The following is a 12,554-nucleotide window of genomic DNA, read 5'->3' on the forward strand; positions in this document are numbered from 1 at the left end:
AGGACACGCGCCACGTGGGAGGCACCGAGTCGCGGCTGCGCGCTACGCGCTGCGGATGGGGGCTGCAGTGCCTGCTGTCGTTGCTGCTGGCCGCCTGCCAGGCTGCGCGGGATGCACCGCCGGCCCATGCGCGCGCTGCGGCCGCCATCGCTGCGCCGTCGGCGCTGGCACAGGTACCGATCCCGCGCCTGGTCAGCACCGACGGCCGTCACGCGCTGCTGGTCGACGGCGCGCCATTCCTGATCCTCGGCGCGCAGGTCAACAATTCCAGCAATTATCCGGCAGCGCTGGCGCAGGTGTGGCCGGCAATCCGCGCGCTGGGGCCGAACACCGTGCAGGTGCCGATCGCCTGGGAGCAGGTGGAGCCGGAGGAGGGGCGTTTCGATTTCTCCTTCGTCGACGCGCTGTTGGCGCAGGCGCGCACGCAGCGGGTGCGGCTGGTGCTGCTGTGGTTCGGTACTTGGAAGAACAACGGACCCAACTACGCGCCGCACTGGGTCAAGACCGACGACGCGCGCTTCCCGCGCGTGGTCACGCGCGACGGGCGACGCCTGGGCTCGCTGTCGCCGCTGGCCCCGGCCACGCTCGAGGCCGATTGCAAGGCCTTCGTCGCCTTCATGCGGCATCTGCGCCAGGCCGATCCGCAGCGCACGGTGATCATGGTGCAGGCGGAGAACGAGCCGGGCACCTACGGCAGCGCGCGCGACTTTTCGCCGATGGCGCAGCGCGTGTTCGATGGCCCGGTGCCGCAGGTGCTGCTGCAGCGGCTCGGCAAGCCGCCAGGCACTTGGGCGCAGGTGTTCGGCGCCGATGCCGACGAGATCTTCCATGCCTGGCACATCGCGCGCTTCATCGACCGCGTCGCCGAGGCCGGCAAGGCCGCATATCCCTTGCCGATCTACGTCAACGCGGCGTTGCGCGGCCCGTTCAATCCAGGCCAGCCCGGGCAGTACGCCAGCGGCGGCCCCACCGACAACGTGCTGGACGTGTGGAAGGCGGCGGCGCCGCACCTCGATCTGCTGGCGCCGGACATCTACATGCCCGAGTACCCGCTGTACACCACGGTGCTGCAGCGCTACGCGCGGGCGGACAACGCGCTGTTCGTCGCCGAGACCGGCAACCGCCCCGAGTACGCGCGTTATCTGTATCCGGCGCTGGGCCACGACGGCATCGGCTGGTCGACCTTCGGCATCGACTACAGCGGCTACTCCAACTATCCGCTCGGCGCCAAGCGCGTGGACGCGCAGGCGTTGGCGCCGTTCGCGGTGGGGTACCGTGCGGTCGGCATGGGCATGCGCGTGTTCGCCCGGGCCGCGGCCGCGGGCAAGTTGCACGGCACCGCCGAGGCGCCGGGCCAGGCGGTGCAGGAGCTGCCGCTCAACGCGCGTTGGAGCGCCACCATCACCTACGGCGTGCCGCAGTTCTGGTTCCAGGGCACGCCGCCTGGCAATCCCGCGCCGATCGGCGCGGCGCTGATCGCCGAACTCGGCCCGGACACCTTCCTGATCACCGCCCAGCACGCGCGGGTGACCCTGCATCCGGCCAGCGCGGCCACCGCCAACATGCTCTACGACCGGGTCGAGGAGGGCGTGTACGAAGGCGAGCAGTGGCGGTTCCGGCGCAACTGGAACGGCGATCAGACCGATTACGGGCTCAACTTCTCCGACGTGCCGCAGTTGCTGCGGGTCACGCTGGCGACCTACTGACGACGCGGCGGCGCCCGTGGCGCCATGCTGCGTGACCATCCAAGGGAGTGAACATGCACAACGCGAACCGTCACCTGCCGCCATCGTTGCCACGCCTGTTGCTGCTGACGCTGTTGCTTGTTACCGCGTCCGCCGCAGCGCAGGAGGTGACCCGCGATGCCGACGGCGTCACCGTGCATCCCAGCGCCAAGGGCGCAGCGCCGGTGCGTCTACAGGTGATCGATCGCGGCATCGTCCGGGTCAGTGCCGATCCGACCGGTACGTTCCAGCGCACGCCCAGCCTGATGCGGGTGCCGGTGCAGGGCGAGACCGGCTTTACGCTGGAGCAACACGGCGAGACGGTGCAGCTCAAGACCGCCCGGATGACCGCGCAGGTCTCCACCGTCGACGGCCATGTCGGCTTCACCGATGCGCAGGGCACGCCCTTGCTGGCGGAAGTGGCAGGCGGGCGCAGCTTCGCGCCGCTGCAGGTCGAAGGGCGCAACTATCTGAGTGTGCGCCAGCGTTTCGTCTCGCCGCCCGACGAGGCCTTCTATGGGTTCGGACAGCACCAGCAGGGCTGGATGAACCAGAAAGGTCACGACATCGAGCTGTTGCAGAGCAATCTGGACATGGCGGTGCCGTACCTGGTGTCCAGCCGCAACTACGGCATCCTCTGGGACAACAATGCGATCACCCGCTTCGGCGATCCGCGCGGGCTGCAGCCGCTGCCGGCGTCGCTGCGCCTGTACGACGCGCAAGGCAAGCCGGGAGCGCTCACCGCGCACTACGCGATCGATGGCAAGCCGGTGCTGGAGCGCCGCGAGCCGGACATCGACTACCAGTACATCAAGGACCTGGCGAAGTTTCCTGCCGCGGCCAAGCCCGGCGACAAGCGCCGCATGCAGGTACGCTGGGAAGGCCAGATCGAGGCCGAACGCGGCGGCACGCACACCTTCTCGCTCTACGCCAGCGAATACGCCAGGCTGTGGGTCGACGGCAAGCTGCTCGTCGACCGTTGGCGGCAGAACTGGAACCCCTGGCACCACGAGTTCGCGCTGCAGCTGCAGCCCGGCCAGCGGCATACGCTCAAGGTCGAGTGGGACCTGATCGATCCCAGCTACATCGCGCTGCTGCATCGCGACCCGCTGCCGGCGGCCGAAGCCGGCGACCTGTCGCTGTGGTCCGAAGCCGGGCAGATGATCGACTACTACGTCGTCGCCGGCGACGACGCCGACCAGGTCATCGCCGGCTACCGCACGCTCACCGGCAAGGCCGTGTTGCTGCCGAAGTGGGCCTACGGCTTCTGGCAGAGCCGCGAGCGCTACAAGACCCAGGACGAGTTGCTCGGCGCGCTGGGCGAGTACCGCCGGCGGCAACTGCCGATCGACAACATCGTGCTCGACTGGTCGTACTGGCCGGAGAACGCCTGGGGCTCGCACGAGTTCGACCGCGCGCGCTTTCCCGATCCGGACGGCATGGTCAAGGCCGTGCACGACAGCCACGCGCAGCTGATGATCTCGGTCTGGCCGAAGTTCTACCCGGCCACCGCCCACTACAAGGAACTGGACGCGGCCGGACACATCTACCGGCGCAATGTCGAGGTGGGCGAACTGGACTGGATCGGCAAGGGCTACACCAACGCGTTCTACGACCCGTACGCGGCCGATGCGCAGGCGATCTACTGGCGGCAGATCGACCAGACGCTCAACCGCAAGGGCATCGATGCCTGGTGGCTGGACGCCGACGAACCCGACGTGCACTCCAACCTGGACATCGCCGAGCGCAAGGCGCGCACCACCCCGACCGCGCTGGGGCCGTCCACCGAGTTCTTCAATGCCTACCCGTTGCCGCACACCCACGGCGTCTACGCCGGCGATCGCGCCGCCGATGGCAAGCGCGTGTTCATCCTCTCGCGCAAGGGCTATGCCGGCATCCAGCGCAACGCCGTGGCGGTGTGGAGCGGCGACATCGCCTCGCGCTGGGAGGACATGCGCGAGCAGATCTCCGCCGGCGTCAACCTGTCGATGTCGGGCCTGCCGAACTGGACCTTCGACATCGGTGGCTTCGCCGTGGAGAAGCGCTACGAAAGCCAGGACCCGGCGCATCTGCCCGAATGGCGCGAACTCAACACGCGCTGGTTCCAGTTCGGCGCCTTCGTGCCGCTGTTCCGCTCGCACGGCCAGTTCCCGTATCGCGAGATCTGGAACATCGCGCCGGAAGGCACGCCGTACTACGCCAGCATGGCCTACTACAGCCGCCTGCGCTACGCGCTGCTGCCCTACATCTACACGCTCGCCGGCGACACCTATCACCACGACGGGGTGATGATGCGCGGCCTGCCCATGGACTTCCCGCACGACCCCAAGGTCGCCGACATCGACGACGAGTACCTGTTCGGCCCGGCGTTCCTGGTGGCGCCGGTGACTCGCTTCGGCGCGACCTCGCGCAAGGTGTACCTGCCGGCCGGCACTGACTGGATCGACTTCAACAGCGGCGCGCGCCACGCCGGCAGCCAGACCATCGACGCCGCCGCGCCGCTGCAGCGCATGCCGCTGTTCGTGCGCGCCGGCGCCATCGTGCCGATGACCCGCGTGCAGCAGTACGTCGACCAGATCCCGGACGCACCGCTGACCGTGGTGGTCTATACCGGTGCCGACGGCCGCTTCTCGCTGTACGAGGACGACGGCACCGGCTACGGCTACGAGAAGGGCGAGTTCAGTCGCATCCCGCTGCAGTGGGACCAGGCCAGGGGCGTGCTGCGCATCGGCGCGCGCGAGGGTCGCTGGCCGGGCATGCAGGAACGGCGCACTATCCACGTGCGCTTCGTCGATGGTCCGCGCGACGATGCCGGTGCGCTGGAGCCCAAGGCCGATGCCACGGTGGACTACCGCGGTGAGGGCGTCGATGTGCCGCATGTCAGCGCCGGGCGCGCCGGTGTGGCCGGCGCCGGATGAGTGTGGCGCGAGGCCAGCGAAGCGAGGGCCATCATCCTTGCGTCGCCATCATCGCGGCGGGCTGCATGCACGCGCGTCGTCCGCATGGAGAGCGAGACGCGGCAGCAGCGTGTGCTCATGTGCCTGCTGCAGTGCATCAAGACGGTGCCGTGTGTAGACACATTCTGCGCAGAGCCGAGACCGCGCCAGTCGCCATCGTGTCGCGCATGCGACGCGCCATCACGGCATGCAGTGACATCCATTGGCTTGATCGGTGTCTTGCTTCTGCATGCGTTGACCGCGAATTGGCTGCAGGACAGCCGGATGCACGACGTGCGTGCGCCATCGCGCGAGCCGCGCTGGCAGGGCGGGGCACTCGGCGTCATCATGCGCCGCTGCGTGATGCGTGCGGTGCGCACTACACTCGGCATCACGGCGGGTGGCCCTCGCACGCCGGCCTTTCTCCTGGAGCGATGATGGACGTGGGTGTGTGCAAGATGCGGCAGGTGCGGCAATGAGTCTGTACATCGGTCTGGACGTGGGCACGCAGAGCGTCAAGCTGCTCGCCTACGATGCCGACAGCCGGCAGGTGGTGGCCACCCACGGTCATGCGCTGGAACTGATCAGCCGCGACGACGGCACCCGCGAGCAGCAGGCGCAGTGGTGGATCGACGGCATCGTCGCCTGCTTCGCCGCGCTGAGCGCCGAACAGCGGGCGCAGGTGCGGGCCATTGCGGTGTCCGGGCAGCAGCACGGCTTCGTGCCGCTGGACGCGCAGGGCCAGGTCACCGCGCCGGTGAAGCTGTGGTGCGACACCAGCACCCAGCGCGAATGCGAGGAGATCATGGACGCGGTCGGCGGCGCGCAGCGCTGCGTGGAACTGGCCGGCAACCCGATCCTGGCCGGCTACACCGCCTCCAAGCTGCCGTGGACGCGCAAGCATCGCCCCGACGCTTATGCGGCGATGACCTCGGTGTTGCTGCCGCACGACTACGTCAATTTCTGGCTCACCGGCGAGCGCTACGCCGAGGTCGGCGACGCCTCCGGCAGTGGCTGGCTGGACGTGCGCACCCGGCAGTGGTCGGCGCCGCTGCTGCAGGCGATCGATCCGCAGCGCGACCTGGCTGCGGCGCTGCCGCCGCTGGTGCCGACCGAGACCAGTTTCGTCTTGTCCGCGGATGCCGCGCAGACGTTGGGCCTGCCGCGCGAGGTTCGCGTGGCCACCGGTGGTGGCGACAACATGATGGCGGCGATCGGCACCGGCAACGTGGTGCCCGGACGCCTGAGCATGAGCCTGGGCACCTCCGGCACGCTGTTCGCCTATGCCGAGCGCCCGGTGGTGGACCCCGATGCGCGCTGGGCGGCGTTCTGTTCGTCCAGCGGCGGCTGGTTGCCGCTGATCTGCACCATGAACTGCACCGTCGCCACCGAAACCATCGCGCGCCTGTTCGGCATCAAGACCGGGCAGGGCGAGGCCTTGCTCGAAGCCACCGAGCCGGGTGCGGACGGACTGGTCTTGCTGCCGTTCTTCAACGGCGAACGCACCCCGAACCTGCCGGCCGCGCGCGGCTGCCTGACCGGCATGGACCTGCACAACACCACGCCGGCGCATTTCTATCGCGCGGCGATGGAGGGCGCCAGCTACAGCCTGCGCAACGGCTTCGACGCGTTCGTCGATGCCGGGCTGCGATTCGATGCGATCTCCTTGACTGGCGGCGGCAGCAACAGCGCCGGCTGGCGCCAGCTCATCGCCGATCTGTTCGGCTTGCCGGTGCACGTGCCGGCGCAGCCCGAGGGCGCGGCGTTCGGCGCCGCGCTGCAGGCGCTGTGGGCCGACGGCTGGGCGCAGGGCGAGCGCGCCAGCCTGGCCGAGGTGGTGCTGCGGCACCAGCAGGACGACGCGTCGCGCTCCGCGCAGCCGGATGCGCAGCGCGGCGCGCAGTACCAGGCGCACTACCAGAGCTTCCAGCGGCATCTGCAGGCCATCGGCCCGCTGTACGCCACGTGATCTCCTTTCCCCCGCAACGCACCAGGACTTCGTGATGAGCACTTCCGTCTACACCGGCGCCAAGGAATACTTTCCGGGCATCGGCCGCATTCCGTTCGAAGGCAAGGCCTCGGACAATCCGCTGGCATTCAAGGTCTACGACGCCGGCAAGCGCATCGGCGACAAGACCATGGCCGAGCATTTGCGCTTCGCCGTGGCCTACTGGCACAGCTTCTGCGGCAACGGCGCCGATCCGTTCGGCCCGGGCACGCGCGCCTATCCGTGGGACGCCGGCAGCGACGCGCTGGGCCGCGCCGAGGCCAAGGCCGATGCCGCGTTCGAGTTCTTCACCAAGCTCGGCGTGCCGTACTACTGCTTCCACGACGTGGACCTGGCGCCGGACGCCGAGGACGTCGGCCAGTACGAGAAGAATCTCAAGCATATGGTCGGCATCGCCAAGCAGCGCCAGGCCGACACCGGGGTCAAATTGCTGTGGGGCACCGCGAATCTGTTTTCGCATCCGCGCTACATGAACGGCGCGGCGACCAATCCGGACTTCGACGTGGTCGCGCGCGCGGCGGTGCAGGTCAAGGCCGCGTTGGAGGCGACCGTGGAACTGGGCGGCGAGAACTACGTGTTCTGGGGCGGCCGCGAAGGCTACGCCTGCCTGCACAACACGCAGATGCGGCGCGAGCAGGAGCACCTTGCGCGGTTTTTGACCCTGGCCCGCGACTACGGGCGCAGCATCGGCTTCAAGGGCAATTTCCTGATCGAGCCCAAGCCGATGGAGCCGATGAAGCACCAGTACGACTTCGACAGCGCCACCGTGATCGGCTTCCTGCGCCAGTACGGCCTGGACAAGGACTTCAAGCTCAACATCGAGGCCAACCACGCCACGCTGTCCGGGCACAGCTTCGAGCACGACCTGCAGGTGGCCAGCGACGCCGGCCTGCTCGGCAGCATCGACGCCAATCGCGGCAATCCGCAGAACGGCTGGGACACCGACCAGTTCCCGGTCGACCTGTACGACACGATCGGCGCGATGCTGGTGGTGTTGCGGCAGGGCGGGCTGGCCCCGGGCGGGCTCAACTTCGACGCCAAGGTGCGCCGCGAGTCGTCCGATCCGCAGGACCTGTTCATCGCCCACATCGGCGGCATGGACGCGTTCGCGCGCGGCCTGGAAGTCGCGCACGCGTTGCTCACGGCGTCGCCGCTGGAGCAATGGCGCCGCGAGCGCTACGCCAGCTTTGACGGCGGCGCCGGTGCGGCATTCGCCGCCGGCAAGAGCACGCTGGCGGACCTGGCCGCGCACGCCGCGCAGGCTGGCGAGCCGACCCAGCGCAGCGGCCGCCAGGAAGCCTACGAGAACCTGATCAACCAGTACCTGCTGCGCTGAACCAGTGCGCGGCGGCGGCCCGGTGCCGCCGCCGCGCATGCTGCTTCCCGCGCGCCGGCCGTCTTCCTCTTGCACGCCACCAGGTGAACCCATGTCCAGTGTTCCGATCGATCGCCACGCCGACGCCGGCGAGAACACCCGCCTCATCATCCTGATCAGCTGCGTCGCCACCATCGGCGGCTTCCTGTTCGGCTTCGACAGCGGCGTCATCAACGGCACCGTCGATGGCCTCAAGGCGGCCTTCCAGTCCAGTTCCGCCGGTACCGGCTTCGAGGTCGCCTCGATGTTGCTGGGCTGCGCGGTCGGCGCGTTCCTGGCCGGTTCGCTGGCCGACCGCTGGGGCCGGCGCACGGTGCTGATCGTGTCGGCGGCGCTGTTCCTGCTGTCGGCGCTGGGCGCCGGCGCGGCGCACAACTCGGCGGTGTTCGTGCTGGCGCGGATGATGGGCGGTTTCGCGGTGGGCGCGGCCAGCGTGATGTCGCCGGCCTACATCGCCGAGGTCGCTTCGGCGCGCTACCGCGGGCGCCTGGCCACGGTGCAGCAGATCGCCATCATCGGCGGGCTGTTCTGTGCCTTCCTCAGCAACTATCTGCTGGCCAAGGCCGCCGGCGCGTCCACCGAGGCGCTGTGGCTGGGCCAGCCGGCCTGGCGCTGGATGTTCTGGATGCAGGCGTTGCCGTCCACGGCGTTCCTGCTGCTGTTGCTGGCGATTCCGGAAAGCCCACGCTTCCTGGTGGTGAAGGGCCGCCGCGAACAGGCGCTGGCGGTGCTGACCCGGCTGTACGGCGCCGGCACGGCGCAGACCAAGCTGACCGAGATCTCCGCCTCGCTCTCGGCCGACCAGCACAAGCCGCGGCTGTCGGACCTAGTCAGCAAGGTCACCGGCAAGATTCGTCCGATCGTGTGGATCGGCATCGGCCTGGCCACCTTCCAGCAACTGGTGGGCATCAACGTGGTGTTCTACTACGGCGCGGTGCTGTGGCAGGCCGTGGGCTTCTCCGAGAGCGATGCGTTGTTGATCAACGTGCTGTCCGGCGCGTTGAGCATCGGCGCCTGCCTGGTCACGGTGGTGCTGATCGACCGGATCGGGCGCAAGCCGCTGCTGTGGATCGGCTCGGCCGGCATGGCGGTGTCGCTGGCGCTGGTCACCATCGCGTTCGCCAGCGCCTCGCTGGATGCGGCCGGCAAGCTGGCGCTGTCGCCGGGCATGGGCCGGCTGGCGCTGATCGCCGCCAACGTCTACGTGGTCTTCTTCAACATGTCCTGGGGCCCGGTGATGTGGGTGATGCTGGGCGAGATGTTCCCCAACCAGATCCGCGGCTCCGGGCTGGCGGTGGCCGGTGCGGCGCAGTGGATGTCCAACTTCGCCATCACCGTGACCTTCCCGATCCTGCTCGGCAGCATCGGCCTGGCCGGCGCCTACGGCATCTACACCGTGGCCGCGTTCCTGTCGGTGTTCTTCGTGCTGCGCTACGTGTACGAGACCAAGGGCAAGGAACTGGAGCAGATGCAGGGCTGAGGCGAAGGCCGGCGCGCACGCGGCGCGCCGGCATCGTCAAAGCTGCGCGTCGTGCGCGTCGCGTCCGGCTCAGTGCGTCTGCAGGTAGCGGCTGAAGGCAAGCATGTCCACGCTGCCCCAGCCGGACGCATAGTCCCAACCGGGACCGGCGCGGTAGCCGTCGCGATACAGGCCGTTGTCGCCGAGCAGCACGTCGTACGTATTGCTCGCGGTCCTGGCATAGGCATACAGGGCCGGGCCGACGAAGCCCACCCGGTTTCCGTTGGCCTGCAGCACGCGGGCGAGCATGCCGGCGAAGGTCGGCGCCGCCGCGCTGGTGCCGTAGACGTAGCCGCTGACCTCGGTGCCGATGGTGCTGCCGGTCTGCAGGATGTAGGCGCTGCTGTCGCCGGAGCCGTTGAAGCTGACGTCGGGCACCGCGCGGTAGCCGGTGCCGAGCATGCTCGGGATCGCGCTCTGCTGCCAGCTCGGCGCGGCGTACATCTTGCTGAGTCCGCCCTGGGTGATGCCGTGGCCGCGGTGCGCGTTCCAGACCACCTCCTCGCCGTAGGTGGTGGGCGCGCCGGCCGGCGTGCGCAATTCGGTCGCGCCGACGGCGATCACGTACGGGCTTGAGGCGGGGAAGGCGACTTCGCGCTGTTCCGGATGGGCGCTCAGGTCGGGATAGTACGGCGCGTTGGCATTGGCGCTCAGCGGCAGGTAGACCCCGTCGTCGCCGCTGCAGAACACGAAGTTCTGGCCGTTGCTCACCGCCTGGTTCAGCGCCGCATTGGCCGCCTGCAGGGTATCCCGGTACACCTGCGCTTCCGATCCGTAGATCGAGACGCTGATCACCCGCGCCAGGTCGTCGTCGGCCGCCCGCTGCATGCCGTCGATGATGCTCTTCCATGAAAAGTCGGGAATGTCGTAGATGATCAGTGTCTTCAGGCCGCCGGACGTGCCGAGCAGCAACTGCGTGTCCATGTCCCACTCGACGTCGGCCGAGGGATCGTTGGTCGGCCGGTAGCCGGGCGAGGCCGGATCGGCGGTCTGCACCACGCGCACCATCGTGTGCAGGTTGTGCTGCGCCTGGAAGCTGGCCAGGTGCCGCAGGGTCTCGCCCATGTTGCCGACCGCGATGATCGCCGCGGTGGTGTCGGTGGCGGCCGGCAGACTGGCGGCGTCGTACAGCACCGGCAGGTCTTCCACCCGATGCATCACGGCGACCAGGTCCGGCGTGGCCTGCGCCGTCGCCTGCGGCGAGGCGATGGCCTGCGCGGCCTGCCGGGCGACGATCTTTGGCGCCGCTGCGCTGCGCACGGTGTCCAGGCCGAGCACGCCGGCCACGCTGCCGGCCAGCGCCGCCGGCACCTTGGCCGCGCCGTCGTTGACGTAGTAGCGGCGGCCGTTCTCGCTGTAGCTGCGGATCGCCGTGTCGAACGCGGCCTGGATCGCGGCGACGCTGGCCCGGGCCTGCAGCAAGGTGCCGTTGCCGGCCACGCGCACGTCGCCGATGCCCTTGCCGAGCAGGTAGTCCTGGACCCGGCGCAGGGCGGCGGCGTTCGGCTGGGCCAGGGCCTTGGCCCGGGCCTGCAGCGCCGGATCGGCGGAGGACTGGGCGGTCAGCGCCGCGGTGGCCTGCTGCAGCGCGACCGGATCGGCAGGGCGCAGCACGATGCTGATGTCCAGGGTGGCGTCCAGCGGCGCCGGGCTCAGCGCTTGCTCGGGGCGGGCGAGGGCACGGCCCGCAGCGACCTGGCTGGCGGTATCGGTGGCGACCCAGCCTGCCGCGGGCGCGGCGTGGGCGGTGGTGACGAGTGCGGCGCACAGGGCGCCGGTGAGCAGGGCGGTACGGAACCTCGGGTGGGACATGGCATCACTCGCTGCGGGGGAAAGGGCGTCAGGTGGACACGGACGGAAGCCGAATGGTTCAGCCCGTTGGAACGTTGTCTACGGCACGGCCGGGGCCTGAGCGTGGCGTGGGTGACGCACGCCGCCGCGATGGTTCGATGCGTTACTTTATAACAATTGCGATGCCTTCCCGCTGTCCTTCCTTCGTTCCGTTGCCCAGCCGATCCGATGAACCTGCCACTCCCCCCGCCGTTGCCCGATGTCGCCGCCGATGAACCCTCGCAGATCGCCGCCCCCCTGAATTGGGTCGGCATGGACGGCATCGCGTTGCCGATCTGCCTGGAGGTGGGCGAGGGCGGGAATGCGGCGCATGTGCCGGCGCGGGCCGGACTCGCTGTGGACCTGCCGTCGGCGCAGGTCAAGGGCATTCATATGTCGCGGCTGTACCGCCTCCTCGACGAGTGCGCGCAGCAGCCGCTGTCGCCGTCGCGGCTGTCGCAGTTGCTGCGGGCGATGGTGCACAGCCATGCCGATTGCGCCTCGACCGCGGCGCGGGTGTCGCTGCGCCTGGAGCTGCTGCGTCGCCGCCCGGCGTTGCGCAGCCCGGGGCTGGCCGGATGGCGGGCGTATCCGCTGCGGATCGACGCCGAACTGCGCGGCGGCGTGGTCCGCCTGGGGCTGGGCGTGGAGTTGTTGTATTCCTCGACCTGTCCATGCTCGGCGGCGCTGGCGCGGCAACTGCTCAGCGAGGCCTTCGTGCAGCAGCACGCGGACCAGGTCTCGGTCCCGCGCGAGGCGGTCGCGGACTGGCTGCTCCAGCACGGCAGTCACGCCACCCCGCATAGCCAGCGCAGCGTGGCCTCGGTCCGGGTCGGCGTGTCGGCGCGCGCGGTGCGCTTCGACGCGGAGGGCGTGATCGCGCTGGCCGAGCAGGCCCTGGCCACGCCGGTGCAGGCGGCGGTGCGGCGTGCCGACGAACAGGCGTTCGCGCGCCGCAATGGCGAGAACCTGATGTACGTGGAGGACGCCGCGCGGCGCCTGCAACAGGCGCTGGGCGCGCGCTACGCCGACGTACAGGTGCAGGTACGGCATCTGGAGAGCCTGCATGCGCACGATGCGGTGGCAGAGACCGCGTCGGCGCCGGTGGCCGTCGCCGCCGGGGAGGCTGGCGACTGACGCCGCGCGGGCCAGGCGACGACCC

7 protein-coding genes are annotated in these 12,554 nt (G+C 69.5%); 6 read left to right on the forward strand and 1 reads right to left on the reverse strand.

Translation table 11 applies throughout. The annotated features are described in order from the left end of the window. Window positions 1–14: 14 nt before the first annotated feature. The 5 genes from GGR71_RS10970 to GGR71_RS10990 all read left to right on the forward strand — a co-directional run bounded on the left by GGR71_RS10970 (window position 15) and on the right by GGR71_RS10990 (window position 9,523). A complete protein-coding gene (locus GGR71_RS10970) occupies window positions 15–1,706 on the forward strand; it encodes a DUF5597 domain-containing protein (RefSeq protein ID WP_343160796.1) in 1,692 nt (563 codons plus the stop codon). A gap of 53 nt (window positions 1,707–1,759) precedes the next feature. Further along, window positions 1,760–4,642, forward strand: a complete 2,883-nt coding sequence (locus GGR71_RS10975; RefSeq protein WP_160958489.1) for a TIM-barrel domain-containing protein — start codon at window positions 1,760–1,762, stop codon at window positions 4,640–4,642. A 493-nt stretch (window positions 4,643–5,135) separates the two neighbouring features. Further along, on the forward strand, window positions 5,136–6,629 hold the full coding sequence (gene xylB, locus GGR71_RS10980; protein WP_160958491.1) for a xylulokinase: 1,494 nt from the start codon (window positions 5,136–5,138) through the stop codon (window positions 6,627–6,629). 34 nt (window positions 6,630–6,663) lie between these two features. Next, window positions 6,664–8,004 (forward strand): xylose isomerase, encoded by a 1,341-nt coding sequence (xylA, locus tag GGR71_RS10985; protein WP_160958493.1) that lies wholly within the window; start codon window positions 6,664–6,666, stop codon window positions 8,002–8,004. 91 nt (window positions 8,005–8,095) lie between these two features. Beyond that, a complete protein-coding gene (locus GGR71_RS10990) occupies window positions 8,096–9,523 on the forward strand; it encodes a sugar porter family MFS transporter (RefSeq protein ID WP_160958495.1) in 1,428 nt (475 codons plus the stop codon). Window positions 9,524–9,592: 69 nt separating this feature from the next. Here GGR71_RS10990 and GGR71_RS10995 read toward each other — a convergent pair whose 3' ends face one another. Continuing rightward, a complete protein-coding gene (locus GGR71_RS10995; protein ID WP_184451940.1) occupies window positions 9,593–11,374 on the reverse strand; it encodes a S53 family peptidase in 1,782 nt (593 codons plus the stop codon). A gap of 207 nt (window positions 11,375–11,581) precedes the next feature. On the opposite strand from GGR71_RS10995, the gene folE2 reads away from it, so the two are divergent. Then, window positions 11,582–12,529, forward strand: a complete 948-nt coding sequence (folE2, locus tag GGR71_RS11000; protein WP_160958499.1) for a GTP cyclohydrolase FolE2 — start codon at window positions 11,582–11,584, stop codon at window positions 12,527–12,529. Window positions 12,530–12,554 lie beyond the last annotated feature (25 nt).

The sequence above is a fragment of the Xanthomonas sp. F1 genome, assembly GCF_014199855.1.